We start from the raw sequence: 24,585 nt of genomic DNA, 5'->3' as shown, positions 1-24,585 counted from the left end.
ACTTGAGCAGAACCACTACTCCCAGCTGAAAAAAACACGAAAGGGTGATAGATCAGGGTGTTCTCTTGCCAATCGCTCCTTTGCGCGATTCAGCTACTCCTGGTGGTCCGACCTGGTCGTTTTCAAGCGCGTCGACGAGCGAAAGCGGTCAGTGCGAACAACAGTGCGGACAGCGCCCAGCAGCCCAGGACCGCCGCTCCGACGAGGGGCGCGAGTCCGGGGCCCGACAGGGCGAACATCCGGTCGGCGGCGCTGAACGGCAGATACGAAACCAGGTTCCGGTGGTCCGCCGGCAGGACCAGACGTCCGATCGTGGCCAGGACGGGTTCGACGACGTACGGGAGAGCTCCCAGCGTGACGGCCGCGAAGACGGCGCCCCGGGTCAGCATCCCGACGGCGAAGCCGAGCAGCGCGACCGCCGACAGGTAGACCGGGTACGCGGCGAGCACCCGCAGCGCCGGGCCGGTGTCCCAGTCCAGGCCACGCAGTCCCGGGCCGAGCACCGCCTGGGCGACTACCGCGTTGGCCGCCAGGCTGAGGAGCGCGACGAAGGCTGCGAGCAACGCGCAGGTCAGCGCCTTGGCGGCGAAGAGTCCGGTCCGCCGGGGCAAGATCAGCAGCACCTGCGGGACGGACCCACGCCGCAGGTCTCCACCGGCGGACAGGGCTGCGAGTACGGCGGTCAGCGGCGCCGTCAGCGGCACGGCGGCGAGGTCGGTCCTGGCCGTGAGCAGCGCTGCGGCCCGCGCGGCGTCGGCCGGGACCGTGCCCATGGTGCGGGCGGAGGTGAAGGCCGCGGCGGCACCGAGGACCAGGACTGCGGCTGCGCCCCACCAGGTGGTGCGTACGCCGCGCAGCCGCGCCCATTCGTATCCGACCGCGCTCACGTCTGGCTCCTGTCCGATGTCAGCTCTGCGGGCACCGGCTGCTCGTCGGCTTCCTCGGCCCCTTCGGTCTCCTCGTACTCCGCGCTCCCCTCGACGGGCGCCTTGGGCAGCGGCACCGGCGTCAGGGCGGTGGTCGCGCCCCGGGGCCGCCCCCGGGCGGCGCGCAGGTCGGCGACCACCGTGGAGAAGGCGTCGCTGACGCGGGTCTCACCCTCCGTCAGCTCGTGCAGCAGTACGCCGTTGCGGTAGGCGGCCTCGCCCACCCGCGCCCGGTCCATTCCGTACACGGTCATGGTGCTCCCGGTCGCCCGGGCGACCTGGGCCCCTTCGGCGCGCAGGATTCCGGCCAGGCGTTCGACCTGGGGCGTGCGCACCTGGACGTCGCGGTGGGCCGCGCGGCGGAGGAAGTCGGCGACCGGTTCGTCCACGACCGCGCGGCCCCGGCTGAGCAGGATGACGTGGTCCGCGCAGGCCGCCGTCTGGGTGAGGATGTGACCGGCCGTCAGGACGGTGCGGCCCTGCGCGGCGAAGGCCCGCAGGAAGTCGTGCAGCCAGCGGATGCCCGGCGGGTCGAGCCCCGCGGCCGGTTCGTCGAGGATCAGCGTGTGCGGGTCGCCGAGCAGCGCGGCGGCCAGGCCGAGACGGGCCAGCGCGCCCTGGGAGAGGGTTCCGCAGCGCGCCCGCGCGACGGGGGTGAGGCCGACCAGGTCGACGACCTCGTCGACCCGGCCGCGGCGGACACCGCCGGCGGCGGCGAGCATGGCCAGGTGGGCGCGGGCACGGCGGGCCGGATGCGGGGCGGCGGGCCCGAGGTGGACGCCGACCTGGCTCATCGGCCGGTTCAGCGCGCGGTAGGTCCGTCCCTCGAACAGGGTTTCACCCCTGCCGCGTTCGAGCTGGAGCATCAGTCGCAGCGCGGTGGTCTTCCCCGCGCCGTTGGGACCGAGCAGGGCGGTGACCCGGCCCGGCCGTGCGGTGAAGGTCAGCCGGTCGACGGCGAGGGCCGCGCCGTACCGCTTCGCGAGTGCACATGCCTGGATCATTCACGCTCCTCGCCGTTTCGGGCTTCGCCCGCCCTGGTTCTTCAACGTCCCCTGGGACTAACTCCTGCAACATAAGTGGGCAATAGTGGTTTTTCCGGCATTAAAGCCGTATGTCGCGCAACAGACTCAACAAGGTCATTGGCACACAGATGATGTCGACTATGGACACCAAGGGCAGACGCGGAGGACCATCGGGGAACCGCCCCTCCCCTTGTGATTCCGGAGGCCCGCCATGTCCGACAGCGGATTCCCCACGCTCGACGCCGCCCTGCACCGGCTGCGCACGGAACTGCGCGACCACATCACGGCCACCGAAGGACCTGACGGGCTGTACGACGAGATCCGGCGCAGCGATCCACGACTGTCCGGCGCGGTGGTCCGTCTGCACCGTGAGCACGGGCGCCTGTCGGCGGCCCTGGAGGAGTTCGCCGCCGGACTTGCCGACGGCGCCGCCGAGCTACGGCTGCGCGATCTGCTGACCAGCCTGGGCCGCCACCGCAGCCGGGGGACGCAGCTGGCCTACGACAGCATGTCCCTGGACCTGGGCGGCCAGGATTAGACCTTAGGCCTACAGGCCTCAGGCCTCAGGCCTCAGGGCGCAGCATCGGGGGGTTCAGCTTCTCGGCCGCGCCGCGCCGGAACAGCTGGGCCGGACGCCCGCCCTGACGGGTCGTCGTGCCGCCCGTGGGGACCAGGAAGTCGGGGGTGCCGGTGACCTTGCGGTGGAAGTTGCGCGGGTCCAGGGCGACGCCCCACACCGCCTCGTAGACGCGGCGCAGCTCGCCGACGGTGAACTCCTCGGGGCAGAACGCCGCGGCGAGCGAGGAGTACTCGATCTTCGCGCGGGCGCGCTCGACACCGTCGGCGATGATGCGCGCGTGGTCGAAGGCGAGCTTTGAGCCTTCTTTGGCCCCCGCCCCGAGCAGGTCGTCCACAGTCGTCCAGCGGGCCCCGGCCGCGTCGCCGCCGGGACGGGGTGCGGGCAGGTCGGGGGCCAGGACGAGGTAGGCGACCGAGACGACGCGCATACGCGGGTCGCGGCCGACGTCGCCGAAGGTGGCGAGCTGTTCGAGGTGGACGGGCAGGTCGTGCAGCCCGGTCTCCTCCTCCAGCTCGCGGTCGGCCGCCGATTCAAGGTCTTCGTCGGGGCGGACGAAGCCGCCGGGCAGCGCCCACTGGCCCTGGTAGGGCGGTTCGCCGCGCCGGATGGTGAGGGCGCTGAGGGCGTTGTCGCGCACCGTGAGCACCACGAGGTCCACGGTGACCCCGAACGGCGGGAACTGCGAAACGTAGGGGGGTTCGGGGGTCTCGGCGGGCGACATGTCGGCGATCATAGTCGTCTGCCTGACGATAAACACCGGCGAGGCGGAAACCGACGCCTGGTCCAGGCGGTCACACCGCCAGCCTCAGACGGTCCGCGGCCTCCTCGACCACCGGCTGGCCGGCCCGGTTGATGCGGACGGTGAAGGGCTCACCGGCCACCGTCAGGTCGCGCAGCTGGAGCTCGCCCACGTCCAGCGGGCCCGGTGGCCGTACGGTGATCCGGCCTTCCGGAACGTCGGGGCGGATGCCCGCCAGGGCGATCAGCACCGGCAGCAGGGATGCCGTGGTGCGGGCGGAGGGGCGGCAGGCGAGCGGGTGCGCGAGCGGCGCGATGCCGGGGGTCCGCCGTTCCCCCGAGTGCGCTTCGGGCAGACGGTAGCCGAACAGCGGCGCGGCCTCCAGGAGCCCGGCGAACAGTTCCTGGGCCGCGTCGGAGTGCCCGGTGGCGGCGAGGCCGGCCGCCGCGGCGCAGGTGTCGTGCGTACGGACGACTCCGCCGCGCAGTGCGAGGGGCTGGTAGGAGGGCGTGCGGGAGCTGGTGCCGCGCAGCCCGTAGCCGGTGTGCAGGTCGGGGGCCAGGAGCCGGGTGGCGACGTGGGCGCAGCCGGCCGCGTCGAGGATGCCCGTGCCGGGCAGGTGCCCCATGGCGGAGGTGGGGACCGCGACCGGTCGCCCGGTGGGGTCGAGGGCCGCCGCGTAGAACGGCCCGGCGGCGTCGTCGACGAGGTAGGTGTCGCGGAACCGGTCCGCGAGCCCGGCGGCGCGCCCGCGCCAGCTGTCGGCGCCGGGCAGGTTGTACGCGTCCAGGAGCTCCGCACCGGCGACCGCGGCTTCGTATACCTGTCCCTGGAGTTCGCAGGGGGCCGGTCCGGCGGGGCCACCGCCGAGGGTGACGAAGCCGTCCGGTCGCAGGCGGCCCGACAGGTGGTGCAGCGCACGCCCGAGGTGGGGCAGCAGCCTGGCCGTGTCCGGTTCCGGCAGGCCCCAGCGGCGGGCTTCGGCGAGCAGGGTGATGAACAGGGCTGTGACGCCGTCGCAGTCGTAGCGGGGCTGCCGGGCTCCGGCGCCCAGGTTGTGCGGGATGCGCCCCGGGGCCTCCCCGGTGCGCGGGTCGGGACCGGCCCCCTGGCGGGCGGCGAGGAAGTACAGGGCGTCGGCGGCCGGTCCGGTGCCCAGGGGGAGCAGCAGCCGGGCGGCCCACAGGGCGTCGCGCCCGGTGGGAAGCAGCTGCCAGGGGGCTCCGCCGCAGAACAGCCGCCGGGTGACGGTGCGGTCGGCACCGGGTTCCCCGGGCGCGGGGCCGTCGGGGACGGTGAGCAGCAGGCCGCGCAGGTCGAGCAGGCTCTGCCGGAGCCAGGCTGCGATCCGTACGTCGTCGCTGCTGATCCCGGGTGCGGTCCAGGGCTGGTCCGCGGCCGGCTGGCCGGGCCTGGCGGCGGGCCGGGCCGCAGGTCCCGCGGGGTGGTCCGGGCTGCCGGGGGTGGTTCTGATCTCGGCGGCCCAGCCCCCCGCGGGGGCCAGGTCGAGGTCCCAGCGCAGCACTCCGGCGTGGGCCAGTGCGGTCGCGGCCGCCGGGTGGGCGGTGGCCTGCGCGGTGTACCCGTCGGGTGCCCGCCAGCACAGGCCGCCGGGGGCCACGCTGGCGGGCAGTTCGGGGAAGTGTTTTCCGGCGCGCAGGCCACCCAACGCGGCCAGGTCGCTGCCGAGGAGGAGTTCGACCTGGATGCGGACCGGCCGGGGGCCGCAGTTGCGCACCGCGAACTGCTCGCGACCGTCGGCGTGCCGGGTGCGTTCGATCACCAGGGCGGGGTCGGGTGACGGGTCGCCGACGAAGCGGTGCATTGCGGTGAAGCGCACCGCGCCCGCGTCGACGGTCTGGGCGCCCAGGGGTTCGGGTTCGATGCCGCCGACGGTAAGGACGGCACGGGAGAGCAGTCTGCGCCCGTCGCGGTAAAGGCCCTGGACGCCGTGGCCGCGCAGTTGGCCGCTCCGGTCGCAGACGGCCATTCCCGGAGCGTCGACGGCGATGAGCGCCTCGTGTGCGACGGGGTGCGGTGCGGTGGGTGACTGCGGGCCCCTGTCCGGGGGCTGCGCCGGGCGACCGGTGTTGAGCGTGCCCGCCGTCATGGCCGGTCTCCTCGACTAGGGGGACGGGATGAGGACAGAACGCCTCTGCACCGACCAACGGCGGAAGCCCGTGCGGGGTCACGGTCCGGGAGTAGGCAGATTGCCGTATTTCATGACGCGTGGGCCGCCGACGGGATCAGGCCGCCGCCTGCCGCCCGCCGCCGGAGAACAGTCCACGCCGTACCTCGCGGGCTTCCATGGGTGAGTTGACCGCCGTGTGCAGGAGCTGCGCCATCGTGTAGTCGGGGTCGGCCTCAAGGGCGAGGTTGACCGCCGTCCGGGCGGTGGCCTGGTCGTCGGCGAGCCAGGCGCAGTAGGCGGCGAGGGTGAGCGGCGGGGCCTGGGCCGGGCCCCAGGAACTGCGGGCGAGCTCCGTCCACAGGGCGAGTTGCGGTGCGGCCTCCGCCTCGTCGGCCCAGGACATCACCCGGTCGCGGATCTCGACGTCGCCGAGCGCGACCACCAGGCGGACCGCCTGGTCCGGCGTCAGCGCCCGGTCGCCGTCGCGGAACCGCAGGCGCGCGGCGTGCAGCAGGGCGATGCCCTCGTGCCGGATGCCGGGGACCGCCGTGGTCACCTCGGCCCGGGGGAACAGCTCCCTGGCACAGCGGTCGTAGGCCTGCTCGAAGGCGTCCCTGGCGAGGTACTCCGGCGCCCTGAACCGGGCCCGGAGCTCGGCGAGGGTGGCCGGTTCGGGCAGTCCGGCCCAGGCCGCGGCGGCGGCGACGGGTGAGGTCCGGGGCGTTTTGCGGTCCCGTACCGGAGTCCCTTCCGGCGGACAGCAGGCCGGTTCCGCGCACCCGTAGGAACGCCAGCGCCCGTCGGCGACCACAACGGCCTCCCGCAGTGTCAGCCTCCAGGTCCGGCAGGCCCGGGAGATGTGTTCGTACAGCGGCTCGTAGTAGTCCGCCGCTCCCCCGGCCCTTCGGGTGTCGGCGTGCAGGAGCAGGCACACCGACTCCGCGCCCACCTTCGCCATGACGCTGATGAAGTGGTCGGCGGCCGCTTTGAAGTGGCGCGGGGCGGGCAGGTCGTGGCGCAGCACCGGGCCGACGGAGGTGTGACTGTCCCCGGCCGCGCGGTTCGGTCGGCGCTTGGGGCACAGACCGAGCAGCACGAGGCTGTCTGTCGGTTCCGCGCCGAGCAGGTAGGGCACCGCTTCGACCAGATCGGCGGCGCCGGCCACCTTGAGGACGGTTCGGACGGACAGCGGGGCGAGCGTGGTGTCGTTCATGGGGAAGACGATCCCGGGCCCGACCGGCCGGGAGGCCGGGAAAACCGCGGATTCGCCGGACCTGTGGACAACCCGGGGCTGTTGATAACTTTTTCCACCGTACGAGGGATTGCGCCGCTCCAGCCGGTCAACCCGGCCGAGTCAGCCGCGCAGCTCACCCCGGCCGATCACCCCACCCGCGTCAGCCACGCCGCTCGCCTTCGATGCCGCGCACCGCTGCCAGGTCGTCGTCCCGGCCGTGCCGACGGCGGAGCCTTTCCCGTACGGCCGCCTTCCCGTCGAGCGGCTGGTAGGCCCGCGACTGTTCGGTCAGCGCCGTGTACTGGTCCTCAGTCAGTTCGATCTGCGCCGCTTCGACGTTCTGTTCGAGCTGCTCAACGCTCGACGCCCCGGGGATCGCCACCACCGGACCCCGGTGCAGGGTCCAGGCCAGCGCGACCTGCGCCGGTGTCGCCCCGTGCAGGACCGCCACCTCGCGCAACAGTTCGAGCAGCGGCTGCGCCCGGCGCAGATTCTCCGGGAGGAACGCAGCACGCCGGCCGCGGAACCCGGGCGGCGGGTTGAACTGGTCGTACCGGGCCCCGAGCAGGCCCTGCGCCAGTGGGCTGTAGGCGATGACCAACCGCTCGTTGGCGTGCGCCCACGGGATCAGGTCGTCCAGCGGCTGTGACCTGGCCAGTGAGAACTCGACCTGGTCGGACAGCACCCGGCGGCCGAGCGCGTGCTCAGCGCGCCGCCAGCGGGCCAGGTCGTAGTTGGAGACGCCGACCTCGTCCACGATCTTCTCGTCCTGGAGCCGGCCCAGGCCACGCATCATGGTCTCCATGGAGAACAGCGGGTTGGGGAAGTGCGCCTGGTAGAGCGGGATCCGGTCGAGCCCCAACCGTTTGCGGCTGGCCAGCGCGCGGCGCCGGACATCGGCAGGAACCGGCAGCACGGGGGTGAACTTGGTCGCCACCACCACCCGGTCCGCGTCCGTGCCGAGCGCGTCGCCCAGGATCCGCTCGCTGCGGCCCCTGGCGTAGATCTCAGCCGTGTCGAACAGCGTCACGCCCAGTTCCAGGGCCCGCCCCACCAGAGCGCGGGCGGTCACCGCCGCGTACGCGTCGCCGTACCCCCACTCCCCGGACCCGAACTGCCACGTCCCCAGTCCGATCCTGCTCACCCTCGTCAGGCCGTCCACCTCGAGATACCGCACGTCGGTTCCTCCCCGGTCGTGATCCGGAATACGTCTGTCCATACGTACTCCCCCTCACCTTCGCGGAGCATTCCGCGCACGCCAAGACCCCGCGGCACGTCGTCCGCGAATCAGCACCTGCCGGCCGGACCGGATACCAAGGGCCGCTGACGTAGTAGGGCAGGTCCGCGGTGTACTCCACCGCCACCGCGCTGCTCCGCCGCCGGGATGCCGAGGTGGTGGGATGCCGAGGTGGTGGGATGGCAGGGTAGTGGGGTGGCGGGATGGCGGTGGCCCGCCAGCACCCCGGCCCCGCCTCGACCGTTACGTCCGCGTTCAGCCCACGAGCAGTTCAGGCGTACGGGCCGCAGCCGCGCAGCGTTCGGCGAACCCGAGGACCTGGAAGCTGTACTCGTTTCCGGCGATGCTGTTGGCGACCACGTGCGAGGAGCCGGGGAAGAGCCCGGCGTCAACGTACGGGGAACTCGTGCGCAGCGCCGCCGCGAACTCGGCGACGTAGTCCGCACGGGCGACCCAGAGGATGTCCAGCGCACCGAGGCGGTAGTGCACCGGCACACGTACGGAAGCGGCGACCTTGTCCCACTCCCGGAGCCAGCCGCCGACGACTTCCTTGAGCTCGGCCCGGACCGCGGGCTGGAAGGACTCGCGCCTGCTGCCCGCTTCGCGTACGTACTCCGGGATAGTCCACAGGGGCTGCATCTCGATCCTGCCCGCGATTTCCCCGAGGTTCGCGTACTCCTCGGTGGATTCGAAGTCCCAGGCCCCGATCATCGCCGGAGGCGGGACCTGGCCGATGTCGGCGACCGCCACGCCCAGCAGTGGCCAGGCCGGCTCTTCCGACTCGCCCCACAGGGAGGCCAGGTAGAGGCTGATCGCTCCGCCGATGGAGCAGCCGACGACAACGACACCAGGAGCGGTTCCCCGGTGTCGGTCCCACAATTCGCCGATGGCTTCATACAACCGCTCCGCGTTGGCCCGCATCAGTCCGGAGTCGGAGCCGGGCGGGAATCCGAGTGATTCGCTGCCGCCGGAACCGGGACGGTCGAGTGCGAAAGCGGGGAACCCGTTGAGCGCTGCCCGTTCCAGCTGTGAGTGGCCCGGGATGTCAAAACTCGCGGCATTGGCGCCGCCACCGTGTACGTAGACGAGGAGAGGCTTGCCCGCCTCCGCCACCGCCTCCGCCACCGGCAACGCAGCGCGGGCTGTGATTTTCCCCGCGAGCAGCGCGAGTTCCTCCCGTGTAACAGACATGAATTGTTCCTCCCTGAACACTGTTTCGTGCTCGTGACTAGTCGAAATGCCAAAGTACGGTTACCGGAACGGCCGTACTGACTGCGTCAGCTGGAATGCCGGGCGCTGACGGCCACGCCCTTGTCCCTCCCCGGTCAACTGAGGCGGGGGAAGAGTTGTCCGGCGTTGCGGGTGGTCAGCTCGCGCCAGGTCTCGCCGTCGGGCTGCCTGGCGGCATCCAGTGCGGCGACTTGCGCTGCGGCACCGTTGGCCGGTGTCCAGCAGTAGTCACTGCCGTACAGGAGCCGTTCGCTGCCGAACGCAGAGACCAGAGCCGGGATCTGGTTGGGGAACGGCGTGCCCGCCATGTCGAACCACAACTGCCGCATCTGTTGCTGGACAGTCACTCCGGCGGAGTCGCCGCCGAACACAGTACGGAACAGTTCCAGCCGGTCCGCCAGCAGCGGCAACGCCCCGCCACCGTGCGTGAAGATCCATTGGATGTTCGGGCGGCGGGCGGCGAGTCCGGACAGGACCAGGTCGGCGGCCGCCCGCGTGGAGTCGAAGATGAACTCAAGGGCGGGGCGCGGGCGACCGAGGCTCACGGCTTCGTGGCAGGTCGGGGAAGTGTGGTGGACGAACACCACCGTGCCGCGCTCGTCGAGTTCCTGCCACAGCGGATCGAAGCCTGGATCGCCGAGGTAACGGCCATGCGCGTTGGTCTCGATCGCGACACCGTCGCTGCCCAGCACTTCGAGGGCGTGTCGTGCCTCGGACAGCGAACCCTGCACGTCGGGCAGCGGCAGGGACGCGAAGTGGCCGAACCGGCCGGGGTGGGCCCGCGCGGTCGCGGCACCGAATTCGTTGACTTCCCGCGCCAGCGCCCGTGCGGCCTTGTCGTCACCGAAGTGCGTACCGGGTGAGGAGATCGAGAGCATGGACGTGCCCACTCCCCACTCGTCCATCAGTTCCACGTGGGCGGCAGCGTCCCAGGACGGCCAGCCGGGCATGCCGTCGGGCATCTGGTGCCCCGCGGCTTTGGCCGACTCCATGTACTGCTCGGTGACGAAGTGCGCGTGCACGTCGATGAGTTGCTGTGCGCGATCGCGCATGTCGTGCTCCCGTTCATGGTGCGGCCTGATGGCGCTCAGTGGGTCTACCAGGAGGCCGACGCCTGGGGAGGAGCGGCCAGCGTCTCCGGCGGTGTGCGCGATCCGCGGTTCAGATCAGCGGGGTGATCTGGTCGTCGCGGTTCAGCAGGGCTTTGCCGTACACCTCGTAGTTGACGGCCGGAAGGGTCACAGCGTGCCGCGCGGCCACGGCCGAGTCACGCCAGATGCGCTGTAGCGGGTTGGCGTCGGCGAAGCTGCCGGCACCGTGCGCGTAAAGCAACAGGTCGATCGCCTTGGTGATGTGCTCAAGCGCCCAAGCGGCGTCGGCGCGCACCCGGGTGCGCGCCAGGACGTCGGGATAGGTGCCCCGTTCCGCGGCCCGGTCGATGTCGTCGGCCGCGCGGAAGACGTGCAGGTGCGCGGTGTCGATCATCATGGCGGCCTCAGCGATCTGCGTCTGGAAGGCCACCGAGTCGGACTGCGCCGTGTAAAGGGTGTAGGCGATCGCCTTCTTGGCGGCCTTGTCCTTCACCAGTTCCAGCGCCTTACGGCCCATGCCGAGTTGCGGTCCGACCAGGACAAGCGCGAGCACAGGCGCGAGTGCGGAGCGGTACAGCTCCTCCTCGGTGTGTTCGGTCGCGTACCGGCCTTCGAGCGCGGGCGGCACCGACATGATGCGGTGGTCGGGCACGAACACGTCGTCGGCGATGAGGCAGTTCGAACCGGAGGAGCGCATGCCGGCGACGAACCAGTTCTCCTCGAAACCGAGGTCCTCGCGGGAGATCAGAGCGACGCCCTGGTCGACTGTCTCCCCTGCTTCGTTGACGATGGGGATTCCCATGACGGCCCAGTCGGCATGCCAGGAACCCGAGTTGTAGTGCCAGCGCCCGGTGACCCGCAGCCCACCGTCGACCTTGACTGTTTCGGCGCTGGGCGTGAGTACACCGGAAACCCTGGCGTCGGGGTTCGCCGCCCACACGTCGTCCTGGGCCTGCTCGGAGAGCAGGCCGGTGAGCCAGGCGCAGACGTTGCAGAGCGTCACGACCCAGGCGGTGCCACCGTCGGCTTCCGCGACGGCTGCGGAGGCTTCGAGCATGGTGCGTACCGAGGTCTGGTATCCGCCGTACCGCCGCGGCTGGGCGAGCTTGAAGACACCGGCGTCGGTGAGCGCGACGATGCTCTGTTCGACGACACGGCGGTCCTGCTCTCCCTGCGCGCTGTTGGCGGCCAAGAGCGGCTGGAGGTCCCGTATGCGGGCGAGGAGTTCGTCTGTCGAAGGGACGACGGGGGAAACAGGTGCGTGGCTGATGGTCATGGCCGTGCTCTCTCCAGACGGTTGGGGGTCAGCAGGCGCAGGCGACGGTCCGGACTGTGACGGGAGTACGGGGCCGCTCGCGCGTCGGGAGCAACGGCGCGGGCGGGTCCGTCCGTCATCAGCCGCTGTGACTTCCGGTCATGAACCCGGCCAGGTCCTCGGGCGCGAGGAACGACGGCGGTGGCGGCGGCCCCCAGTTGTAGAGGCCGCGCATGCCCTCCTGCGTGGCGGGGGTCCACAGTGCGTCGTCGACGATGCAGTCGAGGTCGGAGTAGTACTCGGAGAAGTTGCCTGCGGGGTCGCGCAGGTACCAGAAGAAGTTGGAGCCGATGTGGTGGCGGCCGAGTCCCCAGATGTGCCGTTCCGGGTGCCCTTCGAGCATCGCCGTCGCGCCGCGTCCGACATCGTCGACGTCGTCCAGCTCCCAGGCGGTGTGGTGCAGGAACGCGATCGGTGCCTGCTGGACCAGGACGTTGTGGTGATCGGTCGAGCAGCGCATGAAGGCCGCCAGACCGGGCACCGTGTCGCTGGTCCTGAACCCGAGGCCTTCGGTGAAGAAGCGCTGGGAACCGGCCTGGTCAGTGGAGCCGAGGACCACGTGCCCGAGCTTGCGCGGCCTGACAGGCGCCGTGCGCAGGATGCCCGGCGCGCGGGTGTCCGGTCGGACAGCGCTCCCCGGCGCGTTGTAGGGGGGGCACCGGCGTATCCGTCTGTGTGATCCGCTCGGCCACTTCGACGACCACGGTCGTCTCGGTGCCCGGGTCGTAGGCGCGGATACCGTTCGGCAGGCGGACGGCGGGGATCTCCAGACCCGCCAGCGCCGACGCGACGCGGTCGATGTCGTCGGGGTCGTCCGCACCGACCCGCAACTCAAGGAGCCTGCGACGGTCGCCGTGGACCAGCCGGAGCTGCTCACCGCCGTCGGCCGTGGTGAACGTCTGCGCCGGCCCGTCGGTTCCATGGTCGGTTCCCGTCGGGCCAAGGCCGAAGTCCGCGTAGTACGCGCCGGTCGCGCCTACGTCAGGCACCGCCATGGTGATCTGGTTCAGTCGGTGCAAGGGCATGTCCGCTTCGTTCCTCTCAGCCGTGTCCGACGGAGCCGGGTCCGCCGACGAGTTCGTTGCGCAGTTCGCCCACACCTTCGACGTAACTGACCAGGGTCGTGTCCGGGCGCAGGAACCGCTGGGGTTCGCGCGCCATACCGACGCCGGCGGGCGTGCCGGTGAAGATGATGTCGCCGGGCAGCAGCGGGCACACAGCCGACAGCCGCGCGACGAGTTCTGGGATGCTGAAGATCATGTCGCGGGTACGGCCCTGCTGCAGCACCTCTCCGTCGAGCAGGCAGCCGAGCCCCAAGTCGTCGGGATCGCCCAGCTCGTCGGGGGTCACCAGGCTCGGGCCAATCGGGGCGAACCCGGGAAAGGACTTGCCGAGGGAGAACTGCGGGACGGGCCCGGCCAGTTGCACCGTACGCTCGGACAGATCCTGACCGACCATCAGGCCCGCGACGTGCTTCCAGGCCCCGGACTCGGAGACCCGCTCAGCAGTCCTGCCGATCGCCACGACCAGCTCGACCTCCCAGTCGACGGAATCGCTGGGCAGGACCACCTGGGAGTAGGGACCGGTGATCGACGTCGGGAACTTGGTGAAGACCGGCGGCGAGTCCGGACGCGCCAGCTTGGCCTCCCTCGCGTGCTCGGCGTAGTTCAGGCCGATCGCGAACACCTGCCGCGGAGCTGGTGTCGGTGCGCCCAGCTGCGAGGTCTCGACGGTGAAGTCACTGTCCCGGGTAGTTCCCGAGGCCCAGTCCCGCAGCGCGTCCCAATGATCGAACAGGGCTTGCGGGTCGGAGGGAAAGCGGCCGTCGCTCGCCTTCCCGATGTCCAGCCCGCGCCCGTCCTGGTCGATCAAGGCGGCACGGCCGGCGACGTTGGCGATTCGCATGAGAACTCCGAGCTGGTTCAGCGGGCTTGTGTCACCTACATGACGGAGTCGGTGGGGTGGATGTCGTCATCCTGGTCACTCTTCAGCCAACCGTCAATAGAAAATCGATTTTTAGATGAACAAACCGTCTACCTATAGGAGATCGTTTTAGACTGGTAGCGTGACCGCCCTCAGGGGACAAGCGCAGCGGGACGACTACAGGTGGAGGTGCCGGCGGCATGAGCGGAACTACGAGGACCGGGGAGCACGGACTCCCGCCCATCTGGGAGCCCGACCCCTCCGGCGCGGCCACCAGCGTCCTGGCGTCGTTCACACGCGCCGTCGAGGAGCAGTACGGCCTCCGGCTGGACACCTACCAGGACCTCTGGCAGTGGTCCGTTGAGCACGTAGCCGAGTTCTGGTCGAGCATCTGGACGTTCTTCGAGATCAGCCCCGGAACGCCGCCGGCTCCCGCCCTCACGACCACGGAGCTGCCCGGCGCCCGGTGGTTCCCCGGCGCACGGCTCAACTTCGTCGACCGCGTATTCACCGGCCGCCCTCCGGACGAGGTCGCCATCATCGCGGTGACAGAGGCCGGGGCCACGGAAACACTCACCCGGCGCGAACTGGAGCAGCAGGTCACGAACGTCGCCGGGCAGCTGCGCGCATTCGGGGTGAGCCCGGGTGATCGCGTGGTGGGCTACCTGCCCAACGGTGCCGCCGCAGTAGTCGCGTTCCTGGCGACGGCGAGCCTCGGAGCCGTCTGGTCGAGCTGTGGGCAGGACTACGCGGCAGCGGCGGCAGCCGGCCGGCACGCCCAACTGGAGCCCAAGGTGCTGATCTGCGCCGACGGGTACCACTTCGCCGGGCGCCGCCACGACCGCCGGTCAGCGGCGGTACGCCTGGCCGCGCTCCTGCCGACGGTCACAGCCGTGCTGCATGTGCGCCACCTCGGTCTGGACCCTGAGGAGTTCGCGGTCCCCGTGCTCGAGTGGACCACAGTGGTCAGGCGCCCCGTGCCAGGCCCGTTGCACATCGAGCCGGTGCCGTTCGACCACCCGCTGTGGGTGCTGTACTCCTCCGGCACGACCGGCGTGCCGAAAGCCATCGTGCACGGACATGGTGGCGTGGTTCTGGACGGCCTGAAGACGCTGGCACTGCACCTTGACATGACCAGCCGCGACCGCCTGTTCTGGTACACCACCACGAACTGGATGATGTGGAACTTCACCGTCGAAGCCCTGCTCGTTGGAGCTTCACTGCTCTTGTACGACGGCAACCCGGCGCGTCCACACACCGATCAGCTCTGGCGGCTGGCGGCGGAGCACGGTGTCACTGTCCTGGGGACCAGCCCGGCATACCTGCTGGCCTGTGAGCGAACCGGCACACGCCTCACCGAGCAGTACGACCTGAAACCGCTCCGGCTCCTCGGGGCGACGGGTTCACCGGTACCGGTGTCGTCCTTCCACTGGGTCCGCGACCAGTTCGACGGACGCCTGCCACTGGTATCCGTGTCGGGCGGGACCGACGTGGTGTCGGCGTTGGCCGCGTGGGCGCCGAACCTGCCGATCTGGCCGGGCGAGATCTCCGCCCCCGCACTCGGCGTCGCACTGGACTCTTTCGACAGCAGCGGCAAGTCGGTGCGCGGAGACGTAGGCGAACTCGTCGTGACCCAGCCGATGCCGACGATGCCCCTGTACTTCTGGAACGACCCGGACGGCAGCAAGTACCGCAGCAGCTACTTCGATGTCTACGACGGTGTGTGGAGGCACGGCGACTGGATCACTATCACCGAACGCAACAGCATTGTGATCCACGGCCGTTCGGACGCGACCCTCAACCGGCAGGGCGTCCGGCTCGGCAGTTCGGACATCTACGAGATTGTCGAAAAGATCCCCGCCGTACGCGATTCACTCGTCGTCGGCCTCGACCTTCCGGACGGAAACTACCGGATGCCCCTGTTCGTCGTGGTCGACGGCACACTCGACAACGCACTGCGCACCACAATCAACGAGCACCTCCGTCGCGACGCCTCACCCCGGCACGTACCGGACGAGATCATCGCGGTTCCCGCCATCCCGCGCACCCGTACCGGCAAGAAACTCGAAGTGCCCGTCAAGCGGATCCTGCTCGGCGCCGAACCCTCCAGCGTGCTCAGCCGCGACGCCATCGATGACCCGGCCGCTTTCGACGCGTTCATCGCCCTCGCACGCCGGACTGGAGCCACAGCTGACGGCTGACCAGCAGATCCTCGACCGAGCCACCGGCGATCCGGTCCCCGTCGGCGTGCCGGTGGCCGCAACCGTCAGGCAGTCGCCCCGCCGCGGGCCTCGCCTTCGCCAACAGCACGCTCGGCATAGCAGGTGAGCAGCGATGTCGTGAGGTTGATGTGGTCAGTGAGTACAGCGACAGCGCGATCGCTCTCACGGTCGAGCGCCGCTTCCATCAACGCCCGGTGTTCACCGGCCACGTCGCGTTTCCCCTGCTCCGCCGCGAGCGGTCCGGACCAGCGCCGATACAGTTCAGCCCGGTCACGAAGCCGCGCCGCCAGGTCGCGAAGCCGCGGGCTGGGCGAAGCACTGATCAGCGCATCGTGGAACATGGCATGCGCGACGGCCCACTCGTCGGTGATGGCCATCGCCGACTCGTCCTTGAGGAACCGAGTGCGCGTCAGTCGGTGATGTGCCCCGACGATGAGCGTCTCGTACTCGACGTCGGCACGCTCGATCGCCTCACGCAGCGCGGCACCCTCGATGAGTACACGCACCTTTGTCAAGTCGAGCAGGTCCTCTATGTCCAGCGACACGACGGAGAACCCCAGTTGGGGAGCCGCCACCACCAGGCCTTGCTCGGTCAGTCGGGTGAGTGCCTCACGGACGACCGAAAGACTCACCCCGAAACGGTCCGCGAGCACACGGGGGCTCAGCCGCGCCCCCGGCGCGAATACTCCGGCCAAGATCTCCGAGCGCAGCTCGACACGGACCGCGACGCTCAGACTCGGCGGGGCACCGTCATCGGAGACCCCTCCGTCCAATCTGCGAACGGATTGACGACTCCCACCCTGTCGTGCCGACAACGCGCTGCCCCCTGGTGTTTGAAATAAATTGCAACCTGAGCCTAGCCGATTTGAATAAACCTACGCGCCAAACCATAGGATGATCGATTTTCCGCCGCGAGTTCAACCCGCTCCTGAGACCACCGAAGCCACCGCTGCCGGCGAGCTGCTCCGAAGGGCGTTGTCAGACATCCCATGACGTCGGGTGTCTGAAAGTGCCCACTCAGCGAACCGGGCCACCGGCGCGGTGCGGCCTCCGGTAACCCAGCCGGAATAAGGACCCGCCATGCCACCTGACAGCAGATCACCACGGGCACCGGGCTGCCTTCGGTGGCCTGATACCAGGCCGCCGCCGGGCCCGGTACGTCCCAAGCCGGATCGCATCGCCGGGAACTCCAATGACTTGACAACGCCGCCTGCGCGCCGGGTACAGGACCAATGCCACTACGTCGGGCAACCAGCGAACAGGCAGGGGCTTCGGCGACCGAAATTCCACTCAAGGAAATCTCAGCCCGCAGTAGCGAGGACCAACGGAAGAACTTGCGCACTGCCTGCCTGGCGGAGCAGGCGAGCGGCAACCGCGAGGGTCCAGCCGGAGTCTGTGTAGTCGTCCACAAGCAGGACGGGGCCGGGAGAGTCGGCCAGTGCGGCAGCCAACTCCGCAGAGACAGCGAAAGTGCCGGACAACGCCCTGAGACGTTGGGCTGAGTTGCTGCGGCGTGCCGCGCGCGAGCCGTCCGGCCCGATGTGGGTCAGCGTTCCCAGGAAGGGAAGCCGGCCGACGGTCGCGATTCCCTGGGCGAGGGAACCGATCAGTTGTGGACGGCTCAGCGACGGCACAGCGACGACTCCCACCGGCCGGGCGGAGGCGTCCGGAGCATTCGACGCCCAGCCGCCCGGGGAGCGCGCCCAATCGGCGAGAACCGTCACCGCGGCCTTCAGGACATCGTCGGGGACCGGCCCGTCGGGCGTGTTCCCGGCCAGTAGCGGGCGCAGTCGGTTGCCCCAGCCGATGTCCGAGAGCCGCCCCAGGGCCCGCCCGTTGGAGCACTGCTCAGTGGTTGTGATGCGGCCCTTGAGGTTGATGCCCAACGCGGCCATCCCCGTCGGCCACATCCGGCGCGGCCCAACCTCCACACCGGGGCGGTCCAGTTCCTTCGCGGCCCCTGTCAGCGCGTCCGCCGAAACTGCGGAATCGACCCAGACCCCGGCGCAGTTGTCGCATCGGCCGCAGGGGACCGCGCCCTCGTCGTCCAGTTGCTGACGCAGGAACTCCATCCGGCACTGGGATGTGCTCACATAATCGCGCATGGCCTGCTGCTCTGCGGCCCGCTGCCGGGCGACCCACGCGTAGCGCTCAGTGTCGTACACCCAGTCAGTTCCCGTGGCCGTCCATCCGCCCTTGACCCGCTTGACAGCGCCGTCGACGTCCAGCACCTTCAGCATGGTCTCCAGCCGGGTACGCCGAAGGTCCACCGCCGCTTCCAGCACGGGTACGGACAGCGGGCGTCCCGCCTCAGCGAGGGCTGAGAGGGTCTGCCGAACCTGAGCCTCGGGCGGGAAAGCGGTATCGGCGAAGTACTTCCAAATCGCCTCGTCCTCCTTGCCCGGCAGCAGCAGCACATCGGCGTGGTCCACGCCACGGCCCGCACGCCCCACCTGCTGGTAGTAGGCGATCGGCGAGGACGGCGAACCGAGGTGGATCACAAAGCCGAGGTCGGGCTTGTCGTAACCCATACCCAGTGCTGATGTCGCGACCAGCGCCTTGACCCGGTTTGCCAGCAGATCCGCCTCGGCCTGGAGCCGGTCGGCGTTCTCCGTCTTTCCGGTGTAGGAGGCCACGCGGAAGCCGCGCTGCCGTAGAAAGGCGGTGGCCTCTTCGGCGGCGGAAACGGTGAGGGTGTAGATGATCCCGGAACCCGGCAGCCCGTCCAGGTGTTCGGCGAGCCAGGCCAGCCGGTGCGCCGCGTCCGGCAGCTGCACCACACCCAGCCGCAAGCTTTCCCGCTCCAGCGGGCCGCGCAGCACCAGGGCTTCGCCGGCACCGGTGCCCAGTTGCTCGGCCACATCGGCGGTCACCCGCGCATTGGCGGTCGCCGTGGTGGCCAGCACCGGCACACCGGGGGCAAGCTCGGCGAGCATCGCCCGCAGTCGGCGGTAGTCGGGGCGGAAGTCGTGCCCCCAGTCGGAGATGCAGTGCGCCTCGTCGACCACCAGCAGACCGGTCGTGGCGGCGAGCTTGGGCAGCATCTGTTCGCGGAAATCCACGGAATTGAGGCGTTCGGGGCTTACAAGGAGAACATCCGTCTCGCCGCGTTCGACCTCCGCGTAGATGGTGTCCCACTCCTCCGGGTTGGCCGAGTTGATGGTGCGTGCCTGGATTCCGGCCCGCGCCGCCGCCTCGACCTGGTTGCGCATCAGTGCCAGCAGCGGCGAGATGATCACCGTGGGGCCGGCTCCGCGCCGCCGCAGCAGAGCGGTGGCGACGAAGTACACCGCCGACTTGCCCCAGCCGGTGCGCTGCACCACCAGTGCCCTGCGGCGTTCCTCCACCAGTGCCGCCACTGCGAGCCACTGGTCCTCCCGCAGCCGCGCCGACCCCGCCGGAGCGCCGACGAGTTCAGCGAGGATGACGTCGGCTTCATTGCGGAGTTCCAGGTTGTCCATGCCCCTATGCAACCCGATAGCACGGACAATCGGCCAACTCGCTGCGTGCGGCATTCTGCTCGCAGTCGGTCCACCAACCGCCCAATCGGAGACGGTCAGGGGAGAGTCCTTGGCCGCAACTAGCCCAGATCGGCGCATTTACGCAGGTCAGGGCACAAGTGCCACCAAGAATTCGAATGCCTCCCTGGTTCTGTGGACCGAAGCGCCCGCACAACACAGTCACCGCCGGACGGCTGCGCCGGGCCGGGGCCCCGGCAGTGCCGCCGCTCGTCCCCGCCGTCGAGGGGTGAGTCCGACGGCTCTCACCCCGTACGGGCGTACGGCCAGAAGAGATGCAGCCCTTGTGCCCCACAAACGGTGACTAATCCCTCATTTGTCCCTGTTGCTGGCTGCACGTATGTGCGGCGAGAATCAGAACCGAGCACCCCGCGGAAATGTCGCAGAGCAGTCGTACGGTGCTGTTCTGTGGCGGTTTGCCGCGTCCGCGCCGGACGGGAAGGAGGACCGTGATCCCCGCCGCCCCACGACCTCCGCATCAACGTCCTTTGACGCCGTCGCTCAGCACCCCGCCACAGTCGCTGGCGCAACCTTTGTCGCAACCCTTGTCCCTGCCCTTGTCGCAGTCTTCACCGCAGTCTTCACCGCAGTCTTCACCGCAGTCTTCACCGCAGTCTTCACCGCAGCCCTTGTCGCAGTCTCCGCCGCGATCCATACCGTTGTCCGGTCTGCACCGGCCGCCGGCCGGCCTGCTGGCCGGCCTGCCGGCCGCCGGCGCGGCCCGGCCACCCCTGACGGCCACCGGCCCGGCGACGGCCTTCGGGCGGCCACCCCGCCCCGGGGACCGCGCGTCCGGTGCCGCCCGGCTCCTTGATCCGGAGGCCTGGCAGGAGTTGGGTGTCCCGCTGCTGCGCGATCCGCGCGCCGTCGTTTCCTGGCTGCACGCGCTGCACCAGCCCGTCCCCGGCACCGCGGTGGTCGCGGTCCTGGACAGCGCGGAGCGGGCCGTGGCGAGCGCCTCGTTCCCGGTGGGCCGACAGCCGACGGACGGCTGGCGGTGCCGCAACACCCTGCTGGCGCACCTGCGCCGGATCGTCCCCGACGACCTGCGCCGCAGCCACCCTGTGCGCACCACGGTCCTGCTGGTCTGCCGCCCCGGCGGAAAGGTCTGGCAGCCCGACGACGGACGCTGGATGTGGGGCCTGTCGGACGCGTGCACACTGCACGGTCTGCGCTGCGGCGCGTTCCTCGCACTCGGCGAGGACGGCTGGGAGACGGTCGGCGACGGGCGTTCCGGACGCACGCCGTCCGTGTCCGGCACCGGCGCTGAGGTCGTCCCGATCCGCGCGGAGCCGCCGGACACGCCAAGGCTGCGGGCGCTGCCGACGGCGTAGCGGAGCCGGAGCCGCCTGAGTCGTCCTACTCCTGGCGGGACAGCCAGTCGGCCAGGTCGCGGGTCACGGCGACCGCGTGGTCCCGGATGAGCCTGTCGGCCTTCAGCCGGTTCGGCAGGTAGTCCTCGTGGAAGCCGCGGATGCCGGTGACCAGTTTGCGGACCCCGAACAGATGGGTGAACGCCAACTCGTCGCCGATGTCGTACGCGTCCTGCCAGATCTGCCGGTCGGGCCCGCCGAGCGTGGTGTACGCGTAGCGGTTGAGGTAGGTCGACAGCATGTCGATCACATTGCTGCAGGTGCGGTACTGCTGCAGCCGCAGGGTGTCCTCCTGCTCGCTCAGGAAACGGTCGAGCAGCTGGGCTATGGAGGGGGAGTCCGACATGGTCCGAACGCTAGCCGATGATCCCGGTTGTGCGGCCCGAAATCAGTCGATCATGCTCGGAACGCTGCTCCGGCGGCCGGATCCACAGCGTTTCGAGCATGATCGACGGAAAAATCAGACCGGCTCGCCGCAGACGTAGGCGGTATCGGCACCGGAGACGGCCGCGGCCAGCACTGCGGCGGCCTGCGTCACGTCAGCGAAACCGTTGACCGCGACGACCACGATCGGGCGGCGCACGTCGCGGCGGTCGAGTGCGGAGGCGTAGAAGACGTCGCCGCCCCCGGTGGCCTGACGCCAGTACGCGTCCGCGCCGAAGGACTGCTCGTGCTGCTGCCACGGGTGCGGGTCACCGGTGGTCAGGACGAGGATCCCGGCGGGGTCCGCGCCCTCGTCGAGCAGCCGGTCCACGGTCGCGTCGGCGGTGTCCAGCGCGTCGGCGGCGGTGGCCTTGATGTGCTGGACGCGCGGGTCGGTGCCCCGGGCCGCAGCCTTGGGGGCCGGGGCCGGGGCCGGGGCCGGGGCCGGGGCCGGGGCCGTGGTCTGGGCCCGGGGGCCGGGGACCTTGGCGGCGGGGGCCTTCGGCGCGGGGCGGGGCCCCGGCTTCGGCGCCGCCGGGCGCGGCGGTCCTGGCTTGGGGGCTGCGGGACGCGGAACGTCGGAGGGGAGCTGAGCGGACGGCGAGGGTGCCACGGGCTGTGCAGTCACAGGATTCGAAGTCATCAATCGTGTTCGGGGACTCGGCGGATTGTCGGTGCCGCGGGGGGACTGCTGAAGGTCTTCAGCGATCCCCCGGGGGAGCGGACGGAACCGACGCGTGCGGTGTGCGCGGAGATCGCGAGGTGAAGCGCGGGATGGATGTCCGTTTTCCGGAGAACACACGCGACATGGTAGGCAGTCTTATCAAACCCGTCCACGGTGTGCGAAGACGGGGGTCGTTCCACTGGGCCGTACGGGCAACCCCATGCCCGGCGACCGTCTGCCGGACGGCTCCACGGAGCACCGCTGCCCTGGTGCGGCGACGCAGCCTCCGACCGACCGGCCCTACTCTGCGTCAACTGCGACACCGTGCTCTGTGACCAGTGCGGCCAGCCCTTCAGAGTACCCCTGGCCGACCGCCCGCAGCCGCCAGGAGCCGCTGTGGCGGTACACCTCGGTCAGGATCATGACGGTCTCCGGCCCGCCGGACAAGCGGAATTCCGCCAGCCGGCGACGGCTGACCGGATCGACGACCGCCACAGTGGCGGAGACGTCGGCGAAGGTGTGGTCGCCCGTCCCGGTGTCCAGGGCGAGGGCGACGAGTATCCGGCTGCGCCCGCCCGGCAGTGCTTCGGTGTCCAGGTCGACGGAGTCCGCGGCGCGGTCGCCCTCCCGGAGTTTCCCGGCCAGGCCGACGGCTCCTGACGGGTGTACAGGCTGGTTGTAGAACACGAGGTCGTCGTCGCCGCCGACCCTGCGGTCGTCGTCCAGGACGAGCACGATCACGTCGGCGTCCGCGGTCTCCGGGCCGGACCAGGCGGCCTCGATGCGCAGGGTGCCGCGGAACGGGCCCAGTTCGCTGATCACGACCGCCTGGCCGCGGGCGAGCGCCCGGGGCGGCCCGGACTGGGCGGGCGCAGACAGGGCCGGCGCGGGAGCTGCCGCCGGGGCCGCGGGTGCCGCCGCTGAAGGCACCACGGGGGGCGCGGCGGTCGGGGACGCGGACTCCGGCGGGGCGGTCGGCCCTGGTACGGATGACCCGGCGGCCGGCAGTTCGGCCGACTCCTGGGCCGGTCCGGCGGCCCTCGTGCGGTCCTGCCGGGAGCGTCCGGCCTCCGGGACCGGCACAGTGCCCGGGGCGGGCGGCGGCGGGATCGACGGCAGTGCCGCGGTCCTGGCCTGCGGGTTGGCCGCGAGGGTGCCGGGCGGCGGCCTGACCGGCTTGGGCGGTGGCGGCCCGGTGACGTCGGCGACGGTCACCTCGGCCGCTTCGAGGCCGCCGAACGCCTCGTCGGCCGTTGTCACATCATTGTTGACGTCGTCGGTGTCGTAGCCCGGGGTGTTGCCCGCCCGGGGCATGAGGAAGCCGCTGGTGGTGCGTGGGGCGGGCACGCCGGGGCCGACCCACGGGTCCGGCGCGGGGGTGCGCGGGGCGGGCGCGGTCTTCTCGTGCACGGCGGAGTCAGCGGCGGTGTCCCGCTCGCGTTCGAGGTCGGCGAGCAGTGCCAGGAAGACCGGTTCGATCAACACCCGGATGCCGCGCTGCCGGGCCCAGTAGGTCCTGTCGGCCGATTCGTCCGGGTCGGCGACCACCAGGACGTCGACCCGGTCGTGGATGCCGCCGGCCAGGGTCAGGTGGGCGCGGGCCATCCGGCGTTCCAACTCGGGCAGGCCGATGGCGAGGTAGCCGTGGAACAGCACGCAGAGGCCCGCGTCCAGGCGACGGCCCCGGGCCAGGATGCGCGGGTCGACGCCAGGTGTACCAGCCGAGGGCGTGGCGGCGTCGCCGGCCATGGTCAGGATGTCGTCGACGGCCGTGCGGGGGATCCCCAGCTGCCGGGCGACCCGGCTCAGGTCTGCCCGTTCCTCGCGGTCGACCACGGGCCCGGCGGCGACCATCGAGGCGGCGAGGGAGGTCACGTAGAGCCGGTCGAGGTCCTTGCGCTGCTGCTCGTCGATGCCCAGCGAGGCGGCGAGTTCGACCAGGTCGTGCGCTTCCTCGAAGGTGATCACGCGGTCTTCGAGGGCGGCGTCGAGTACGGCGAGGTAACTGTCGGGGCCCTCCCCCACACCGACCGGCGGGCCGCCGACGCGGGCCTGTTCCAGGTAGGCCACGGCGTGCCGGCGGCGGGTCTGCTCGGCCTCGGCCCGGACCCGGCGCGCGGCGTGCGCTTCGTCCCGGGTGAAGGTCTTCGGCTCCTCAGCCTTACGGCGTGGCCAGTTCAGCGAGGCCGCGACCGTCCGGGCCTGCTGCCAGTGGCGCAGGTCGCCGGCCCCGTCGGCGAGGTAGCGCTCCAGGAGCCGGGCCGCGCCCATCGCCTTCGCCGCCGCGCCGTGGCCGGTGTCCAGCGGGATACCGGCCGCCTCGCAGCACGCGGGCAGCGAGAAGCGCGGGGCGTCCGGAAGGAACTGCGGGGCCTCGCGCATCGTGCACAGTGTGGTGAGCGGCGGCAGTGCGGGCCGGCTGCGGCGCTCGAACTCGCGTTCAAGGAAGCCGATGTCGAACCGGGCGTTGTGCGCGACCACCACTCGCTGCTGGAGCAGCCTGGCCAGCCACGGCGCGATCTCGGCGAAGGCCGGCGCCTCGACGATGTCGTCGTCGAACAGTGCGTGGTTCTCGAAGTCGCCGACCGGGCCCTCGGGATTGACGAGCGTGGCGAAGAAGTCGGTGACCTGGCCGTCCAGGTCGCATTGCGCCACCGCGATCTCCACGATGCGGTGTCGGTGCGGGGACAGGCCGCTGGTCTCCACTCCGACGACGGCGTATCCCGGGCAGTGCAAGCGGTCACCGATGCGCACAGTCACCTCTCCATGATCGCGTGCCCGGCGGACGGACGGGACGAAGGCACCGGGCAAGCGGAACCCATTCCCCCGTACCCACTGTTTTTCCGCAATCTATCGCGCGCGACCGACGCCCGTGCGGGTCCTGCCCGCGCCTGGGATCCGCGCTGGTTCCTGAGCGCCCGTCAGGTGGGGCGCGGGGCCGCCGGGGAACGGCT

At 70.7% G+C, this 24,585-nt stretch carries 18 protein-coding genes and 1 pseudogene; 3 read left to right on the top strand and 16 right to left on the bottom strand.

Going from position 1 to position 24,585, the window contains the following annotated elements; all coding sequences use genetic code 11:
• Nucleotides 1-122 precede the first annotated feature (122 nt).
• Nucleotides 123-887 (bottom strand): hypothetical protein, encoded by a 765-nt coding sequence (locus AC0Z36_RS07685; RefSeq protein WP_485461953.1) that lies wholly within the window; start codon nucleotides 885-887, stop codon nucleotides 123-125.
• Entirely contained in the window at nucleotides 884-1,930 is a 1,047-nt protein-coding gene (locus tag AC0Z36_RS07680) for an ATP-binding cassette domain-containing protein (RefSeq protein WP_485461952.1), read from the bottom strand. Before AC0Z36_RS07680 ends, AC0Z36_RS07685 begins: the two co-directional genes overlap by 4 nt.
• A 232-nt stretch (nucleotides 1,931-2,162) precedes the next feature.
• On the opposite strand from AC0Z36_RS07680, the gene AC0Z36_RS07675 reads away from it, so the two are divergent.
• Nucleotides 2,163-2,489: a hemerythrin domain-containing protein gene (locus AC0Z36_RS07675; protein WP_485461951.1), complete on the top strand. Its 327-nt coding sequence runs from the start codon at nucleotides 2,163-2,165 to the stop codon at nucleotides 2,487-2,489.
• Between the two features lie 25 nt (nucleotides 2,490-2,514).
• Here AC0Z36_RS07675 and AC0Z36_RS07670 read toward each other — a convergent pair whose 3' ends face one another.
• The 9 genes and pseudogenes from AC0Z36_RS07670 to AC0Z36_RS07630 all read right to left on the bottom strand — a co-directional run bounded on the left by AC0Z36_RS07670 (nucleotide 2,515) and on the right by AC0Z36_RS07630 (nucleotide 13,413).
• A complete protein-coding gene (locus AC0Z36_RS07670; protein WP_485461950.1) occupies nucleotides 2,515-3,252 on the bottom strand; it encodes an NUDIX hydrolase in 738 nt (245 codons plus the stop codon).
• Nucleotides 3,253-3,322: 70 nt separating this feature from the next.
• Entirely contained in the window at nucleotides 3,323-5,380 is a 2,058-nt protein-coding gene (locus AC0Z36_RS07665; protein ID WP_485461949.1) for a glycogen debranching N-terminal domain-containing protein, read from the bottom strand.
• Nucleotides 5,381-5,516: 136 nt separating this feature from the next.
• Entirely contained in the window at nucleotides 5,517-6,614 is a 1,098-nt protein-coding gene (locus tag AC0Z36_RS07660) for a DUF4192 domain-containing protein (protein WP_485461948.1), read from the bottom strand.
• Nucleotides 6,615-6,795: 181 nt separating this feature from the next.
• Nucleotides 6,796-7,812: an aldo/keto reductase gene (locus AC0Z36_RS07655; protein ID WP_485461947.1), complete on the bottom strand. Its 1,017-nt coding sequence runs from the start codon at nucleotides 7,810-7,812 to the stop codon at nucleotides 6,796-6,798.
• A 315-nt stretch (nucleotides 7,813-8,127) separates the two neighbouring features.
• Nucleotides 8,128-9,063 carry an alpha/beta fold hydrolase gene (locus AC0Z36_RS07650; RefSeq protein WP_485461946.1) on the bottom strand — a complete coding sequence of 312 codons (936 nt, stop codon included), beginning with the start codon at nucleotides 9,061-9,063 and terminating at the stop codon, nucleotides 8,128-8,130.
• Between the two features lie 134 nt (nucleotides 9,064-9,197).
• The gene (locus AC0Z36_RS07645) at nucleotides 9,198-10,154 is read right to left on the bottom strand and encodes an amidohydrolase family protein (RefSeq protein WP_485461945.1); all 957 of its coding nucleotides are present in this window, start codon (nucleotides 10,152-10,154) and stop codon (nucleotides 9,198-9,200) included.
• 109 nt (nucleotides 10,155-10,263) lie between these two features.
• Nucleotides 10,264-11,469 (bottom strand): acyl-CoA dehydrogenase family protein, encoded by a 1,206-nt coding sequence (locus tag AC0Z36_RS07640; protein WP_485461944.1) that lies wholly within the window; start codon nucleotides 11,467-11,469, stop codon nucleotides 10,264-10,266.
• 118 nt (nucleotides 11,470-11,587) lie between these two features.
• Nucleotides 11,588-12,533 (bottom strand): annotated as a pseudogene (locus AC0Z36_RS07635) (VOC family protein).
• Nucleotides 12,534-12,549: 16 nt separating this feature from the next.
• The gene (locus tag AC0Z36_RS07630) at nucleotides 12,550-13,413 is read right to left on the bottom strand and encodes a fumarylacetoacetate hydrolase family protein (RefSeq protein ID WP_485461943.1); all 864 of its coding nucleotides are present in this window, start codon (nucleotides 13,411-13,413) and stop codon (nucleotides 12,550-12,552) included.
• Nucleotides 13,414-13,631: 218 nt separating this feature from the next.
• Here AC0Z36_RS07630 and AC0Z36_RS07625 point away from each other — a divergent pair, with 218 nt between their 5' ends.
• Entirely contained in the window at nucleotides 13,632-15,632 is a 2,001-nt protein-coding gene (locus tag AC0Z36_RS07625; protein WP_485461942.1) for an acetoacetate--CoA ligase, read from the top strand.
• Between the two features lie 65 nt (nucleotides 15,633-15,697).
• Here AC0Z36_RS07625 and AC0Z36_RS07620 read toward each other — a convergent pair whose 3' ends face one another.
• Together AC0Z36_RS07620 and AC0Z36_RS07615 are read right to left on the bottom strand one after the other, a co-directional pair.
• A complete protein-coding gene (locus AC0Z36_RS07620; protein WP_485461941.1) occupies nucleotides 15,698-16,426 on the bottom strand; it encodes a GntR family transcriptional regulator in 729 nt (242 codons plus the stop codon).
• Nucleotides 16,427-16,954: 528 nt separating this feature from the next.
• Nucleotides 16,955-19,114, bottom strand: coding sequence for a RecQ family ATP-dependent DNA helicase (locus AC0Z36_RS07615; RefSeq protein ID WP_485461940.1), 2,160 nt, complete (start codon nucleotides 19,112-19,114; stop codon nucleotides 16,955-16,957).
• 788 nt (nucleotides 19,115-19,902) lie between these two features.
• Between AC0Z36_RS07615 and AC0Z36_RS07610 the strand changes: the two genes are divergently transcribed.
• On the top strand, nucleotides 19,903-20,505 hold the full coding sequence (locus AC0Z36_RS07610; protein ID WP_485461965.1) for a hypothetical protein: 603 nt from the start codon (nucleotides 19,903-19,905) through the stop codon (nucleotides 20,503-20,505).
• A gap of 25 nt (nucleotides 20,506-20,530) precedes the next feature.
• Here the strand turns inward: AC0Z36_RS07610 and AC0Z36_RS07605 are convergent, their stop codons facing one another.
• The 3 genes from AC0Z36_RS07605 to AC0Z36_RS07595 all read right to left on the bottom strand — a co-directional run bounded on the left by AC0Z36_RS07605 (nucleotide 20,531) and on the right by AC0Z36_RS07595 (nucleotide 24,391).
• Nucleotides 20,531-20,890 carry a hypothetical protein gene (locus tag AC0Z36_RS07605; RefSeq protein ID WP_485461939.1) on the bottom strand — a complete coding sequence of 120 codons (360 nt, stop codon included), beginning with the start codon at nucleotides 20,888-20,890 and terminating at the stop codon, nucleotides 20,531-20,533.
• 114 nt (nucleotides 20,891-21,004) lie between these two features.
• Complete coding sequence (locus AC0Z36_RS07600) at nucleotides 21,005-21,595, bottom strand: hypothetical protein (RefSeq protein ID WP_485461938.1); 591 nt, start codon at nucleotides 21,593-21,595, stop codon at nucleotides 21,005-21,007.
• Between the two features lie 336 nt (nucleotides 21,596-21,931).
• Complete coding sequence (locus AC0Z36_RS07595) at nucleotides 21,932-24,391, bottom strand: TerD family protein (RefSeq protein ID WP_485461937.1); 2,460 nt, start codon at nucleotides 24,389-24,391, stop codon at nucleotides 21,932-21,934.
• Nucleotides 24,392-24,585: the final 194 nt, after the last annotated feature.

This window comes from Kitasatospora sp. UYEF31 (assembly GCF_057291755.1).
Note: the sequence above shows the minus strand (reverse complement) of the source record. Positions and strands in the feature narration are given on the sequence as shown.